This window comes from Microbulbifer sp. SAOS-129_SWC (assembly GCF_039696035.1).
Taxonomy (GTDB): domain Bacteria; phylum Pseudomonadota; class Gammaproteobacteria; order Pseudomonadales; family Cellvibrionaceae; genus Microbulbifer.
This window is the reverse complement of sequence record NZ_CP155567.1, coordinates 1,183,846-1,199,343: the sequence shown is the minus strand read 5'-3', so window position 1 is coordinate 1,199,343 and position 15,498 is coordinate 1,183,846. Positions and strand designations below refer to the sequence as shown.

The 15,498-nt window shown below is 61.8% G+C and carries 13 protein-coding genes; 4 read left to right on the top strand and 9 right to left on the bottom strand.

What is annotated here, in order from left to right; genetic code table 11:
- Nucleotides 1-6: 6 nt before the first annotated feature.
- From ccoG to ABDK11_RS05015, 6 genes are all read right to left on the bottom strand, one after another.
- Complete coding sequence (ccoG, locus tag ABDK11_RS05040) at nt 7-1,425, bottom strand: cytochrome c oxidase accessory protein CcoG (RefSeq protein WP_346839212.1); 1,419 nt, start codon at nt 1,423-1,425, stop codon at nt 7-9.
- Nucleotides 1,426-1,560: 135 nt separating this feature from the next.
- The gene (gene ccoP, locus ABDK11_RS05035) at nt 1,561-2,469 is read right to left on the bottom strand and encodes a cytochrome-c oxidase, cbb3-type subunit III (protein ID WP_346839211.1); all 909 of its coding nucleotides are present in this window, start codon (nt 2,467-2,469) and stop codon (nt 1,561-1,563) included.
- Entirely contained in the window at nt 2,466-2,696 is a 231-nt protein-coding gene (locus ABDK11_RS05030; protein ID WP_346839210.1) for a cbb3-type cytochrome c oxidase subunit 3, read from the bottom strand. Before ABDK11_RS05030 ends, ccoP begins: the two co-directional genes overlap by 4 nt.
- A gap of 12 nt (nt 2,697-2,708) precedes the next feature.
- Nucleotides 2,709-3,326 carry a cytochrome-c oxidase, cbb3-type subunit II gene (ccoO, locus tag ABDK11_RS05025; protein WP_346839209.1) on the bottom strand — a complete coding sequence of 206 codons (618 nt, stop codon included), beginning with the start codon at nt 3,324-3,326 and terminating at the stop codon, nt 2,709-2,711.
- A gap of 11 nt (nt 3,327-3,337) precedes the next feature.
- Nucleotides 3,338-4,798, bottom strand: a complete 1,461-nt coding sequence (gene ccoN, locus ABDK11_RS05020) for a cytochrome-c oxidase, cbb3-type subunit I (protein WP_346839208.1) — start codon at nt 4,796-4,798, stop codon at nt 3,338-3,340.
- Nucleotides 4,799-4,951: 153 nt separating this feature from the next.
- The gene (locus ABDK11_RS05015) at nt 4,952-6,172 is read right to left on the bottom strand and encodes an argininosuccinate synthase (RefSeq protein ID WP_346839207.1); all 1,221 of its coding nucleotides are present in this window, start codon (nt 6,170-6,172) and stop codon (nt 4,952-4,954) included.
- Nucleotides 6,173-6,468: 296 nt separating this feature from the next.
- Between ABDK11_RS05015 and pyrC the strand changes: the two genes are divergently transcribed.
- The 4 genes from pyrC to ABDK11_RS04995 all read left to right on the top strand — a co-directional run bounded on the left by pyrC (nt 6,469) and on the right by ABDK11_RS04995 (nt 10,915).
- On the top strand, nt 6,469-7,497 hold the full coding sequence (gene pyrC / locus ABDK11_RS05010; protein ID WP_346839206.1) for a dihydroorotase: 1,029 nt from the start codon (nt 6,469-6,471) through the stop codon (nt 7,495-7,497).
- Nucleotides 7,498-7,664: 167 nt separating this feature from the next.
- Complete coding sequence (rnt, locus tag ABDK11_RS05005; protein ID WP_346839205.1) at nt 7,665-8,342, top strand: ribonuclease T; 678 nt, start codon at nt 7,665-7,667, stop codon at nt 8,340-8,342.
- Nucleotides 8,343-8,455: 113 nt separating this feature from the next.
- Nucleotides 8,456-10,414, top strand: coding sequence for a PHB depolymerase family esterase (locus ABDK11_RS05000; RefSeq protein WP_346839204.1), 1,959 nt, complete (start codon nt 8,456-8,458; stop codon nt 10,412-10,414).
- A gap of 306 nt (nt 10,415-10,720) precedes the next feature.
- Nucleotides 10,721-10,915, top strand: a complete 195-nt coding sequence (locus ABDK11_RS04995) for a hypothetical protein (protein ID WP_346839203.1) — start codon at nt 10,721-10,723, stop codon at nt 10,913-10,915.
- A 139-nt stretch (nt 10,916-11,054) separates the two neighbouring features.
- Here ABDK11_RS04995 and secF read toward each other — a convergent pair whose 3' ends face one another.
- From secF to tgt, 3 genes are all read right to left on the bottom strand, one after another.
- Nucleotides 11,055-12,056: a protein translocase subunit SecF gene (gene secF / locus ABDK11_RS04990; protein ID WP_346839202.1), complete on the bottom strand. Its 1,002-nt coding sequence runs from the start codon at nt 12,054-12,056 to the stop codon at nt 11,055-11,057.
- Nucleotides 12,057-12,080: 24 nt separating this feature from the next.
- A complete protein-coding gene (gene secD, locus ABDK11_RS04985; RefSeq protein ID WP_346839201.1) occupies nt 12,081-13,949 on the bottom strand; it encodes a protein translocase subunit SecD in 1,869 nt (622 codons plus the stop codon).
- 320 nt (nt 13,950-14,269) lie between these two features.
- Complete coding sequence (tgt, locus tag ABDK11_RS04980; protein WP_346839200.1) at nt 14,270-15,415, bottom strand: tRNA guanosine(34) transglycosylase Tgt; 1,146 nt, start codon at nt 15,413-15,415, stop codon at nt 14,270-14,272.
- Nucleotides 15,416-15,498 lie beyond the last annotated feature (83 nt).

Sequence of the window (15,498 nt, the reverse complement as noted above, 5' to 3'; positions counted from 1 at the left end):
ACGGCTTTATTTTTTTGGTCCGATAAACACGCTGGCGTGCCGGTCGCGCAGGGACGGATCGTCCACCGCCTCTACTACGACCACGATATTGTGCTTGGTTTCCTTCAGCTGATCCTTGGGCACACTGACGCGGATCGGTACCGCGTACAGTTCGCCGGACTTCAGATAGATCTCCCGTGGCTTGCGCAGCGAATAGTCGTACCCTTTTTTGCCCTCGATACGGATATCGAACTCGTGCGGCTTCTGATCCATATTATTGATCTTCACTGTGTACACATTCTGGATGCTGCCGCGGGATTCCCGGAACATGCGCGCGCCGCGGTCGCGCTGTACCTCGACACCCACCGGCGAGCGGGTGGCGACATGCTGTACGAACAGGCCCAACATCGCCGCCAGTACCAGTGCATAGCCGAACAGTCGCGGGCGCAGGTAGTTGGTCTTGCCGGTTTCCAGCTCATCTTCGGAGGTAAAGCGAATCAGGCCGCGGGGATAGCCCATCTTGTCCATGACGCTGTTGCAGGCGTCGACACAGAGTCCGCAGTTGATGCATTCATACTGCATGCCATCGCGGATATCGATATCCACCGGGCACACCTGTACACACCAGTAGCAGTCGATACAGTCGCCCATGCCCTCGGCGCGGTAGTCGATGCCCTTCTTGCGCGGACCGCGGGTCTCGCCGCGCTTGGTGTCGTAGTAGACCGCCAGAGTGTCCTGGTCGTACATCACCGACTGGAAACGCGCGTAGGGGCACATGTACTTGCACACCTGCTCGCGCAAAAAGCCGGCATTGAAGTAAGTGGCAAAGGTGAAAAACGCCAGCCAGAACACCCCTTGCGGGTGGGCGCGGAAGTGGGCCAGGTCGAGCACCAGGTCGCGGATGCCGTAAAAGTAACCGACAAACGCCAGTGCCGTGGCGAACGCGATCAGCAGCCAGATCGCGTGCGTGCCGCCCTTACGCAGCACTTTCTCGGTACTCCACGGCGCTTCATCCAGCTTCATGCGTTTGCTGCGATCCCCCTGACAGACGCGCTCGGCCCAGATGAACATCATGGTCCACACCGTCTGCGGGCAGGTAAATCCGCACCATACACGCCCCAGCCAGGTGGTGACGGCAAACAGCGCAAAGGCGGCAATAATCAGCAACCAGGCCAGCAGGAAGCCATCCTGGGGGCCGAAGGTGGCCCAGAAGATATGGAATTTGCGCGCGGGAAGATCAAACAGGACCGCCTGCTGCCCGTCGAGGTTCAACCACGGCAGAAAGAAGTATCCCAGCAGCAGCGGCAGGCCGGTGTACTTGCGCACACGGGTGTAGAGCCCGCGGATATGGCGGATATAGACCTTGTCCTCGGACTCGTACAGCATGCGGTAACGAACATCGCCTTCGCCGTCCTGTTCGTCCCGTGTCGGAATCAAATCGCTCACAAAACCTCACTTACATCTGCCCCGCCGACGCGCGACAGATAACTTTCGTCGATGCTGAGGCTTTTTTTCTTCGTCCCTGTAACGCCTGTGTCCTGATTTGCCCCCGCGTTCGCGGGGGCGTTGGCGGGAGGCCTACTACTGCTCTACCTCTTGCTGACGCGAGAGGCTGTAGACATAGGCCGCCACCAGGCGGATCTTGTCCTCGCGCAGCTTGTCCTTCTGCGCCGGCATCTGGTTGTGGCGGCCGTTGCGAATGGTGTGGCGAATCTCTTCGCGGCTGCTGCCGTAAATCCAGATATCGTCCGTCAGGTTGGGCGCACCGATCGTCTGGTTGCCCTTGCCATCCATACCGTGACAGGCCATGCACACGGTGCCGAAAATCTTCTTGCCCTTGGCCGCCATGGCGGCATCGTGCTCCTGGCCACTGAGCGCCAGTACGTATTCCGCGGCATCCTTGACGCCCTCTTCACCGATGACCGGCTCCTGCGGTGGCATCACGCCCTGGCGGCCATTGTGCAGGGTCTCGAGGATTTTCTCCGGCGAGCCGCCGTAGCGCCAGTAGTTGTCGGTCAGGTTCGGGAAGCCGTAATTACCGCCACCGTCGGCGCCGTGACAAACCGCGCAGTTGTTGGCAAAGATACGCGCGCCCATTTTGAGGGCCTCGCGGCTCTCGGCAATTTTCTCGATGGGCATTTTCTGGTACTTGCCAAAGCTCTCCTGGAAACGCGCTTGCGCCTCTTCCTGGTGACGCTCGAGCTGCTTGTGCGAGGTCCAACCGGAAAAGCCCTTGAAGTTGCCGAGACCCGGGTAGATGGCCAGGTACAGGGCGGCAAAGACCAGGGTGGCCACGAACAGCATGAACCACCAGCGCGGCAGCGGGTTGTCGTATTCCTCGATGCCGTCGTAAACGTGTCCGGTGGTCTGGTTGTCGGGCTCGTTCTGGTCACTGACCGCCACCTTGCGGTTGGCGAACAGAATCCAGGTCACCAGCCCGAGGTTGGTTAGCGTGAGTACGATGACCCAAATACTCCAAAATGTACTCATTGTTCGTCCTGCCCCTTGTTCTGTTGTGCGGCTTTGCTAACCGCCTCTGCGCCCGTTCCGTCCATCGCGTCTGCCGCGCCGGGGACTCCGCCCTCATCGGCAAACGGCAACATGGCATCCTCTTCGAAACGTGCTTTATGCTTTGGTGCGAATGCCCACCAGCATACCCCCAGAAACGCGATACTCCCCAGAACCACGGAGACCACGCGCAGTGTATTGATATCCATTCCGCTGCTCCGCTAGCGCTTCTGTTTCACCAGGGTACCGAGTTGCTGCAGGTAGGCGACCAGCGCATCGATTTCCATGACTTTTCCGCCGGCAAACGGTTTGGCCGCGTTGGCGATATCCTCGTCGGTATAGGGCACGCCCACTTTGCGCAGGGCGCGCATCTTGTCGGCGGTGTGCTCGCCGGTGACGACGTTGTCAAACAGCCACGGGAAGGACGGCATGATCGATTCCGGCACCACGTTGCGCGGGTTGTACAGGTGCGCGCGCTGCCACTCGTCGGAGTAACGGCCGCCGACGCGGGCCAGGTCCGGGCCGGTGCGCTTGGAACCCCACAGGAAGGGGTGCTCGTAGACGTCTTCCTGCGCCATGGTGTAGTGACCGTAGCGCTCCACCTCCGCGCGCAGCGGGCGGATCATCTGGGTGTGGCAGACGTGGCAGCCCTCGCGGATATAGATATCGCGCCCCTCGAGCTCCACCGGCCCCAGGGGTTTCAGACCGGCGATTGGCTCGTTGTTGTTGTCGGTAAAAAACTGCGGAACGATTTCCACCAGGGCGCCAAAGCTGATGGCGATGCAGGTGAAAACGATCAGCAAACCGATATTTTTTTCGACTATGTCATGGTTTTTCACGATTCTTCCTCCTAAACCGCCTGCGGCGCCACCGGCACGGTGTTGTCGTCATGGGATGCGTCTTCATTTTCCGTAACGGTGCGGAAGACGTTGTAGGCCATCAGGAACATCCCGGTCAGGAAGAAGCCACCGCCGAGCCAGCGCACGACATAACCCGGGTGACTGGCGACAACACTCTCTACGAAGCTGTAGGTCAGCGTGCCGTCGGCGTTGAAGGCGCGCCACATCAGGCCCTGGGTAATACCGTTGACCCACATGGCGGCGATATACAGTACGGTGCCCACTGTGGCCAGCCAGAAGTGCGCGCTGATCAGCTTGACGCTGTACATCTGTTTGCGGTGCCACAGCACCGGCACCAGGTGGTAGAGGGCGCCGATGGAAATCATCGCCACCCAGCCCAGCGCGCCGGAGTGCACGTGGCCGATGGTCCAGTCGGTATCGTGAGACAGGGCGTTGACGGTCTTGATCGACATCATCGGCCCCTCGAAGGTGGACATCCCGTAGAACGACAGGGACACCACCAAAAAGCGCAGGGTCGGGTCGGTGCGCAGTTTGTGCCAGGCACCGGACAGGGTCATGATGCCGTTAATCATGCCGCCCCAGGAGGGCGCCAGCAGAATCACGGACATCACCATGGCCAGGCTCTGGGTCCAGTCAGGCAGCGCGGAGTAGTGCAGGTGGTGGCCACCGGCCCAGACGTAGATGGAAATCAGTGCCCAGAAGTGCACGATGGACAACTGGTAGGAATACACCGGGCGGCCGGCCTGCTTGGGCACGAAATAGTACATGATGCCGAGGAAGGCGGCGGTGAGGAAGAAGCCCACCGCGTTATGGCCGTACCACCACTGGATCATCGCGTCCTTGGTCCCGGCAAAAATGGAGTAGGACTTGAACGCGGTAACCGGAATTTCCAGGTTGTTGACGATATGCAGCGCGGCGATGGTGATGATGTAGGCGCCGAAGAACCAGTTGGCCACATAGATGTGGGAAGTGCGGCGCTTGACGATGGTGCCAAAAAACACCAGCGCGTAGGCGATCCAGATCAGCGCAACCAGGATATCGATCGGCCATTCCAGCTCGGCGTACTCTTTGGTGGAAGTCAGGCCCTGCGGCAGCGTAATCGCCGCGGCGACAATCACCACCTGCCAGCCCCAGAAGGTAAAGGGAATCAGCCAGCCGCCCCACAGGCGCACATGGCAGGTACGCTGAACCACGTAATAGGAGGTGGCGAACAGCACACTGCCGCCAAACGCGAAGATCACCGCGTTGGTATGCAGCGGACGCAGGCGACCGAAATGGCTGAACGGCTGCCAGAAGTCATTCAGTTCCGGCCACGCCAACTGCGCCGCGATCAGAACCCCCATACCCATACCAAAGATGCCCCAGACCACCGACATCACGGTGAACTGGCGCACTATGTCGTAGTTGTAGTCCGGCGCGTGATGCCCCGACTGTGCCACGGTTGTCGTCATTTTGTTACTTCCGTTGCTCTTTAGAATTCATTTCCATAAAACTCGCGGAACAACCCCACCGCGGATATAAAGTTGCGGGTCTACCCCCTCACAGTAGCCCGCAACCATCGAAAGGCGATGATTTTCGCGTATCTATCGCCTTTCGGTCCTGATCTAGATCAAGTCGCGACCTTTGCCGGCGGCGATGCGCAGGCGCAGGGCATTCAGCTTGATGAAGCCCTCGGCGTCTTTCTGGTCGTAGGCGCCGGCATCGTCTTCGAAGGTGGCGATACGCTCGTCGAACAGGCTGTCGGCGGAGCGGCGGCCCACGGCGCTGACACTGCCCTTGTACAGTTTCAGGCGCACCTCGCCATTCACCACCTGCTGGGACTCGTCGATAGCCGCCTGCAGCATGCGCCGCTCCGGTGACCACCAGTAACCGTTGTAGATCAGCTTGGCGTAACGCGGCATCAGCTCGTCTTTCATATGCGCCACTTCGCGGTCGAGGGTAATCGACTCGATCGCGCGGTGTGCCTTGAGCAGGATGGTGCCGCCGGGCGTTTCGTAGCAACCGCGGGATTTCATGCCCACGTAGCGGTTCTCGACGATATCCAGGCGACCGATGCCGTTGGCGCCGCCGAGCTTGTTCAGTTTCTCCAGCAGGGTCGCCGGGCTCAGGCGCTCGCCGTCGATGGCCACCGGATCGCCGTTCTCGAAGGTCAGGGTGATATAGGTGGGCTGATCCGGGGCGGCCTCCGGGCTTACACTCCAGCGCCACATGTCCTCTTCGGCCTCGGCCCACGGGTCTTCCAGAATGCCGCCCTCGTAGGAGATATGCAGCAGGTTGGCGTCCATGGAGTACGGGGATTTCTTCTTGCCGGAGGAGAAGTCGACCGGGATCTTGTGCTGCTCGCAGTAGTTCATCAACTTCTCGCGCGAGGTCAGGTCCCACTCGCGCCAGGGCGCAATCACCTGGATACCCGGCTTCAGCGCATAGGCGCCCAGCTCGAAACGCACCTGGTCGTTGCCCTTGCCGGTGGCGCCGTGGGAAATGGCGTCGGCGCCGGTCTCATTGGCGATCTCGATCAGGCGTTTGGCAATCAGCGGGCGGGCGATGGAGGTACCCAGCAGGTACTCGCCTTCGTAGATGGTATTGGCGCGGAACATGGGGAAGACAAAATCGCGCACATACTCTTCGCGCAGGTCGTCGATGTAGATTTCCTTGACCCCCAGCGCCTGTGCTTTCGCGCGCGCCGGCTCCACTTCCTCACCCTGGCCGATATCGGCAGTGAAGGTCACTACCTCGCAATTGTAAGTATCCTGCAGCCAGCGCACGATTACCGAAGTATCGAGTCCGCCGGAATACGCCAGGACCACCTTATCGATTTTGCTCATTGTCATCCTCTGCTGGGGAATTGTCGCCGTCAGTGAATCCACTGCGGCAAGACCTGCAGCAGTGCACGGAATATAAGCCGGTCTGGGGGAATTATTGTTGGAACTGTACCCAGGTTTGGCGGTCTCACCGCCATTTTCGGTGCGAGATTGTAGCGCTTCAGCTGCCCAACGACTAGCGGAACGTCCTTCCCACTTGCCCTCTGATTACTTTGTAAACAATCCGCCGTCGCAATTTGGCAGTGGTTCGGTTAGCATCTGCGCCCCGACGACTGACTCAATCACCGCGGTACCGACTCATGGAAAAGCTCACCCTGCGCGCCCCCGACGACTGGCACATCCACCTGCGCGATGGCGCCGCCCTCGCCCGCACGGTCGGCGATGCCGCGCGCCAGTTCCGCCGCGCCATCGTCATGCCCAACCTGGTGCCGCCGGTGGTGAACGCCGCAGACCTGCAGGCCTATGAGCAGCGTATCCGCGCGCAGATCCCCGCCGACAACGGGTTCCAGCCGCTGATGGTGATTTACCTCACCGACCGCACCGATGCCGAGGTGATCCGCCAGGCCTACGCCGCCGGCGCCGTGGCCGCCAAACTCTACCCGGCCGGCGCCACCACCAATTCGGATTCCGGCGTCACCGATATCGCCAATATCTACCCGGCCCTCGAAGCCATGCAGGAATGTGGCATGAAGCTGCTGCTGCACGGCGAAGTGACCAGCCACGATATCGACATCTTCGATCGCGAGCAGGTGTTTATCGAGAAGATCCTGGGCCGCGTGGTCGACGACTTCCCCACCCTGAAGGTCGTGCTCGAACACATCACCACCGCCCACGCGGCCGAGTTCGTGCAGAAGGCCCGCGACGGCGTCGGCGCCACCATCACTGCGCACCACCTGCTGTACAACCGCAATCACATGCTGGTCGGCGGAATCCGCCCGCACTATTACTGCCTGCCGATTCTCAAGCGCGGCTACCACCAGTCCGCGCTGATCGAGGCGGCCACCAGCGGCAGCCCGAAATTCTTCCTCGGCACCGACTCCGCCCCCCATGCCCAGGGCAAGAAGGAAACCGCCTGCGGCTGCGCCGGCTGTTACACCGCCTATAGCGCCATCGAACTCTACGCCGAGGCGTTCGAGCGCGCCGGCGCACTGGACAAGCTCGAGGGCTTCGCCAGCGAATTCGGCCCCGACTTCTACGGCCTGCCGCGCAATGAAGGGTCCGTCACGCTGGTACGCGAGCCCTGGCAACTGCCGCAGAGCCTGGAAATGGGCGACGAACCGCTGGTACCGCTGGCCGCCGGCGAAACCCTGAACTGGCGCCTGGCATGACCGGCGGCGGACAGAACCCTGTAATTTGACGCGAAGGTGCCGGTAACCGCTTGTGAAAAGCGCCTGCGGCCGGCAAACGGCCCGATCAGGCTGTTGAGCAAGCGGCTACCGGCACCGGCGCCGCACGAAATTTCCGATAGAACTCAGCTACCGACTAAGGACTCCAAGTGACCCCCGCCGAAGAACCCACCGGACCCAAAAGCCTCCTGGCCCAGCGCTTCCGCGGCTTTCTGCCCGTGGTCGTCGACCTGGAGAGTGGCGGCTTCAATGCGCGCACCGATGCACTGCTGGAAGTGTCTGCAGTGATCCTGGATATGGACGAAGACGGCGTGCTCTACCCGCTGGAGACACACAGCTTCCACCTGGATCCGTTCGAGGGCGCCAATATCGAGCAATCCGCGCTGGATTTTATCGGCATCGACCTGGAGTCGCCGGACCGCGATGCGCTGCCCGAAGAGATCGCCCTGCCGGAACTGTTCCGCAAGATCCGCACCGCCATCAAGAAGCACAGCTGCACCCGCGCCGTGATGGTCGCGCACAACGCCCACTTCGATCTCGGCTTCATCAACGCCGCTATCGAACGCTGTGGGGTCAAGCGCAACCCCTTCCACCCCTTCTCCTGCTTTGACACCGCCACCCTGGCCGGCCTCGCCTACGGTCAGACCGTACTGGCCAAGGCCTGCCAAGTAGCCGGCATCGAATTCGACAACAGCAGCGCCCACTCCGCCGAATACGATGCGGAGAAGACCGCCGAACTCTTCTGCGGCATCGTCAACAAATGGAAAGATCTGGGCGGCTGGCCGCTACCGCCGTCACCGCAGGACAAAGACGAAGGCGCAGGCTGACCGGCGGCGACAGTCGCAACGGCGGCAATTCCCACTACAACCAAGGTCGCATTCCCCGGTATCCGCCGCCCCCCTAGGCTGATTGGTACCCGATAAAAATAATGGTGAATGCGATGATACCCCCGAAAACCGGGCGCGGATGGCTCCGCCGCCTGCTCCTTCCTCTCGCGTTACTGGCAGCCGCCGGCGCTCACGCCGGCAGCTGGCAGAAGAATGTCGCCATCGGCGGCTTCAACAATGTGCATATCTACACTCCGGACAGCAGCTCCTCGATCGGCGACGGTAACGCCCTGCTGATCGTGCTGCACGGCTGTGTACAGCCGATCGACAACTACCTCACCGCCAACCTCGAGGATGCCGCCGAAGAATTCGGCATGGTGGTGGCGGTGCCGGACGCAATGAACAAGGCCGGTTACAGCTGCTGGTCCTACTGGCAGGGCACCAAGTCGCGCAGTGCCGATGACTACAAGCGCCTGATCGACCTGGCTAACAATATGTCCGGCGACGCGGCCCGCGGCATCGACCCCAATCAGGTCTATATTGCCGGCCTGTCGTCCGGCGCCAGCTTCGCCAATACCACCGCCTGCCTGGCCCCGGATGTGTTTGCCGGTGTCGGCGTCAGCGCCGGCCCCAGTATCGGCACCAGCTCCAACGGCGCCCTGGGCCCGTGCGAAACGGCGGACGTCGCTGCCCGCTGCGCAAGCTATGCCGGCAGTTACAGCGATTCTTTCGGCACCCAGATCGCCTCCATCGCCCAGGGTGACAACGACACCACCGTCAACCAGTGCTACAACACGCAGAATTCCGACGGCATGGCCGAGCTCTATGGGGTCAGCCAGCTGCCCGGCACCAACACCCTCAGCGAGGGCAGCGGCACCGCCGAGGAAACCCTGTGGCAGGATGGCCGCGTGTCGATGCTGTGGTTCAATGGGGTCGACCACGCCTGGTCGGGCGGCGCCGGCGCCAGCGGCGACTATATCAGCGCCGCCAGTATCAACTACGCCCGCTACCTGGGGCAGTTCTTCCGCGACAACAACAAGCGTGTCGATCGCAACAAGGGCCCGGTGCTGAGCGATGTGACCGTCAGCCCCAGCGGCAGCCAGATACTGGTCAGCGGCACGGCCACCGACGCCGAGGGTAGTGTCAGCAGCGTCAAGGCCAGTTTCGACGGCAATAGCAGCAGCAGTGTCAGCGGCGGGGTCGATGGCAGCGGTTTTTTTACCCTGACCAGCAGCGCCCTGGCGGATGACCTCTACGTGGTCGCCGTCGTGGCCACCGACGATCAGGGTGCGCAGGGTCAAAGCTATACGCAGACGGTGCGCATCGGTCCGGAACCGCCGGAGACAGCGCCGGTACTCAGTGGCATCAGCGCCTCGACCGCCGGTCAGTGCGTCACGGTGTCGGGTAGCGTTGTGGATGACAACCAGAACCTGGACAGTGTCGTGGTGAGTTTCAGCAACGGCGATGTCACCGCCGCCGTGATCGGCACCGACTTCTCCGCCGAGCAGTGCAACCTGCCCGGCGGCGACGGCAGCGCCCAGATCACCGCCACCGACCTTGCCGGACTCAGCGCTACCTCCAGTGTCACCTTTACCGTCGATGCCGGTGTGACCGCGACCCTCGACAACCACATCGCCGCCGGCCGCCTCGACTACACCAATTATTCCAACTGTTACCTGGAGTACGGTGCAGATCCCTTCCGCCTGGACGAGTACACCGTGAGCGGCAGCCAGTGCCAGTGGCGCGATGACGACGCCTCCTGTGTGGGCCCGCAACAGGCCTGCTCCGGCAGCGGCGGCAGCTCCAGCAGCTCCAGTTCCAGCTCGAGTTCCAGCAGCAGTTCCAGTTCCAGCAGTAGCGGCGGCAGCGGCGGCAGCGGCGGCAACTGCACCGAGTACAGCACCTACAACTACTACCAGAAGACTGCCGGCCGTGCCTACAGCACCGGCAATTACCTGGCCCCGGACTACTTTGCCAACGGCAGCGACGAGTCCATGCCCGGCTCCACCTGGGGCCTGAATACCCTGCACAGCGACGACGGTATCAACTGGCACCTGGGCAGCTGCCCATAACGCCCTGTAACACTACCGCGCGGGTCCTCGCGGACCCACTGGCGCCCGGCCGGCCACGGCCGGGCTGCCCCCCTTCCCCCACCTTCGACCGGCAAAAGCGCAGGAGCTTCTCGACGGTATTCCACAGCCGGGGGACACGGCTCTGCAGCCACCGCTGTACCGGGCGGGATCGGAAGCTGAATCGACGGGATCTGGGGTAAAAAGAAGCGATCTACGGCGGAAATTGGACACCCTGCAAACAAGCGGGTGATTTTTTGCGCAAATGTTGATATAATGGGCGATTCACGTAGAAACCGGATAAATATTGTGGCCAAAAAAGCATCCACAGCTTCAAAGCGCAAGCAGCCTGTCAGCCTGGAAACCCGCGAAAGTATTGACGAGCAGGTTCAGGCGTTCCTCGCCGCCGGCGGCGAGATCCAGCAGGTTCCGAAAGGTGTCAGCGGCCAGACCAACACCTCTGGCCCCAAGCACATCACGCTCGGCAAAAAGCCGCGCAGCTGAGTGATTGCCGGATTACATCCCGCAGATACAACAGCGGCCCGAACCCGCGATAATCACCCGTAGCAAACCGGGCATCAATCGCGTTTTCGAGCCGCTCGTCTCGCGGCAGTCCCTGCCGCGATAGGCGAATGCCCTGAATTCAGGGCATCTCATCCAGTTCCGATCCCTCCTTGACTGGCGGCATCAGGTCTTCCTTGGTGACCCGCAACAGCATGATCATGTTCACCGCCACGTAGATGGAGGAGTAGGTACCCACTACGATACCCACGATCAGCGCCAGCGAGAAGTTGTGGATCAGCTCACCGCCGAAGAACTGCAGTGCCCACAGCACCAGCAGCGTGGTGAAGGAAGTCATGATGGTACGGCCGAGGGTCTGGCTCAGGGAAATATTGATGATCTCCTCCGGCTCCGACTTGCGCACCCGGCGGAAATTCTCCCGCACCCGGTCGTAGACCACGATGGTGTCGTTGATCGAGTAACCGATCACCGCCAGCACCGCCGCCAGTACCGTAAGATCGAAATCCAGCTGGAAGAAGGCGAAGAAGCCGAGAGTGATGATCACGTCGTGGATCAATGCCACTACTGCACCGATGGCAAACTTGAGCTGGAAGCGCAGCGCGACGTAGACCATCACCACCGCCAGTGCGAACAGCATGCCGAGGCCGCCGTCATCGCGCAGCTCGTCACCCACCTGCGGACCAACCATCTCCACCCGGCGCAGCTCCACCTTGCTGTCGCTGCCCTCGCTCAGCACCGCCACCACCTTGTCACCGATGGACTGGGTCGCTTTTTCGTCGCGGGCGCTCTGCTTGGTCTGCGCCTCGGTCACCTTCGGCGGCAGCTTGACCAGCAACTCGTTGTCGGCGCCGAAGCGCACCACCGAGGCTCCGGCGTAACCGGCTTTATCCAGCTGGCCGCGTACGGTTTCCAGCTGCGGCGCCTGCTGGTAGGCCACCTCGATCTGGGTGCCACCGGTAAAGTCCAGGCCCAGCTTCAGGCCGTTCATCGCCAGCGCGATGATGGATCCGATCACCAGCGTAATGGACACCGCCGCGGCCACTTTGCGCCAGCGCATGAAGTCATACACGCGCCGGCCCATGTATTCGGTGATCTTGCCGTTTTCTACTTTGGTCTCTTTCATTGCAGTCCCCTTAAATTCCAGCGCTTATATCCAAAGTTTCTGCACACGGCGACCGCCGTAGAACAAGTTGATCAGTGCACGGGTACCCATGATGGCACTGAACATGGAGGTCAGGATGCCGATAGACAGGGTCACCGCGAAGCCCTGTACCGGGCCGGAGCCGATGGCATACAGGATTACCGCAACGATCAGCGTGGTGATGTTGGCATCCACAATAGCGCTATAGGCGTTGTCGAAGCCGGTACTGATCGCCGACTGGGGCGGCATGCCGTTGCGGAGTTCTTCCCGTATTCGCGAGAAGATCAGCACGTTGGCATCCACCGCCATACCGATGGTCAACACCATACCGGCAATACCCGGCAGGGTCAGTGTGGCGCCGATAATCGACATCACCGCCACCAGCAGCACCATATTGATACCCAGCGCGATATTGGCCGCGAGACCAAAGGCGCGGTACAGCAGCAGCATACAGACCACCACCGCCGCCAGGCCGATTTTCACCGACATGATGCCCACGTCGATGTTGTCCGCCCCCAGGGACGGGCCAATCACCCGCTCCTCGACGAAGTACATGGGCGCAGCCAGGGCGCCGGCGCGCAACAGCAGCGCCAGGTCCTGAGCCTCACCCGGCTCCAGGCCGGTCACGCGGAACTGTTTGCCCAGCGCACTCTGCACGGTTGCCAGGCTGATGATTTTCTTGTCGTCGACGCGCTTCTGCACCACGGTCTTGTTGCCGTCGGCATCGACAATGGTCTTGGGCTCGAAGCGGCTCTCGATGAACAGGGTGCCCATACGGCGGCCGACATTCTTCCAGGTGGCGCGATGCATCTGCTCGCCGCCACGGGAATCCAGGGTGATGTTGACCTGTGGATAACCGGTCTGGCGGTCGTAACCGACCCGCGCATTGGTCACGCGGTCACCCTTGATGATCACCTTGCGTTCCAGCCAGGCACCACCGTAGGCCGCACGCTGCTGCGGGTTGCGGTACTCGAAGTATTCCTTGTTGGTCACCAGCGCGTCTTGCTTGGCCTCCATACGGAATTCCAGGTTGGCAGTCTTGCCGATGATGCGCTTGGCTTCAGCGGTGTCCTGCACACCGGGCAGCTCCACCACGATGCGGTTGCGGCCCTGGCGCTGCACGATCGGCTCGGCCACGCCCAGTTCGTTGACCCGGTTGCGCAGCGTGGTGAGGTTCTGGCTCACCGCGTAGTCCTGCAGCTTCTTGATTTCCGGCTTGGTCAGGGTGGCGTGAATGGCCAGGTTATTGCCGCTGCCCGACTCGGTGAACTGCATCTGCGGGAAGTTGCTGCGCAGCGCTGACATGCCCTTGTTGCGCAGCTCGTCGCTGCGGAAATGGGCGACGATCTCGCGGTCATTGACCAGTTCGACGCTGCGGTAGCGTGCCTTGGCCGCGCGCAGCTTGGATTTCACGTCCTGGGTGTAACTCTCCAGGTTGGTTTTGATGATCGAATCGGTATCCACCTCCATCAGGAAGTGCACACCACCGGCCAGGTCCAGACCCAGTTTCATCGGGCTGGCGCCCAGCTTGCTGAGCCACTCCGGCGTGGTGGAGGCCAGGTTCAGCGCCACAACATAGTTGCGGTTGCCCAGCGCGTCCTGAATGGTGCGCTTGGCCGGCAGCTGCTCCTCGATGGATTTCAGCCGTATCAGGATCGACTTGCCGCTCACTTCGCCACCAAAGTACTGGATACCGGCGTCATTCAGCGCCTTTTCGGCCTTGTCGAGGACGCTCTGATCCAGCTTCCGGTCACTGGACTGGCCGGAGATCTGCACCGCCGGATCCGGCGCGTACAGGTTGGGGGCGGCGTAGATAAAGCCGAGGGCCGCAATGGCGAGAATCAGGAGGTACTTCCAGAGGGGGTAGCGATTCATGCTGCTCTCATTGTTGTTTCTGGCCCCGGGGGCCTATCACTATTCTTGTCGACCGATGAATTCTTCCCGAACCCCTCGATCTGTCGCGTTGCGGCGCGTATTCGTGCCTGTCTGACAGTCGCCAGCAACAAAAGTGCGCGCCGCCGGTACCTGGGTACCGACCGGCGGATCATTCCCTGGGCCGCAAGCGGATTGCGGCAAACGGTGGATATGCGGGCACAGGCGGCAATTTGCAAGGCAGCCCCCGCGATCGAATCGGGGGCCGATTATACGGGGATAGGGCCGCGGTACAAATCGCGCCGCCGCTCCCCCGGGGCGCCTCAGCCCGCGTCGCTGGCCAGCGACGGTACTTCGCGGCCCAGGCGGGCGTAGAAGGCGACCACATAATCCTCCAGCGTGCCCTCGGCAATGGCATCGCGCAACTGCTGCATCAGGCGCTGGTAGTGGCGCAGATTGTGGATGGTATTCAGTTGCGAACCGAGGATCTCACCGCAGCGGTCCAGGTGGTGCAGGTAGCTGCGCGAGAAATGGCTGCAGGTGTAGCAGTCGCAATCCTCCTCCAGCGGACCGGTATCGTAGCGGTGCTTGGCATTGCGGATCTTGACCACCCCCTCGAAGGTGAACAGGTGACCGTTACGCGCATTGCGGGTTGGCATGACGCAGTCGAACATATCCACACCGCGGCGCACCGCCTCGACGATATCCTCCGGCTTGCCCACCCCCATCAGGTAGCGTGGCCTGTCTGCCGGCATCTTGTGGGCCAGATGGTCCAGCACCTTGACCATCTCCTCCTTCGGCTCTCCCACCGACAGGCCACCGATGGCGTAACCGTCGAACCCGATCTCGGTCAGCCCGCGCAGGGACACATCGCGCAGCTCCGGGTACATACCGCCCTGGACAATGCCGAACAGCGCCGACGGGCTGTCGCCGTGAGCATCCTTGGAGCGCTTGGCCCAGCGCAGCGACAGCTCCATCGACTTGCGCGCCTCGTCGGTGGTGGCCGGGTACGGGGTGCACTCGTCGAAGATCATGACGATGTCGGAGCCCAGCGACCTCTGCACCTGCATGGACTCCTCCGGCCCCATAAATACCGGACTGCCGTCTACCGGCGACTTGAAGGACACGCCCTCCTCCGAGATCTTGCGCATCTGCCCCAGGCTGAACACCTGGAAGCCGCCGGAATCGGTCAGGATCGGCCCCTGCCACTGCATGAAATCGTGCAGGTCACCGTGGGCCTCGATCACCTGGGTACCCGGGCGCAGCATCAGGTGGAAGGTATTGCCGAGAATGATATCGGCACCGATCGCCTCCACATCCCGCGGCAGCATGCCCTTGACGGTGCCGTAGGTCCCCACCGGCATAAACGCCGGCGTCTCCACCACCCCGCGCGGAAAGCGCAAACGCCCGCGGCGGGCCTTGCCGTCGATGGTATCCAATTCAAACTGCATAAAGCACTGGCGGCTCACAGCGTACTCCTGTTTTCGAGGCCCGAGACTCGGGATAAAAGTTTAATGCGAAGGCCCGGCAGCAGGGGCGCCACAGGCTCCCG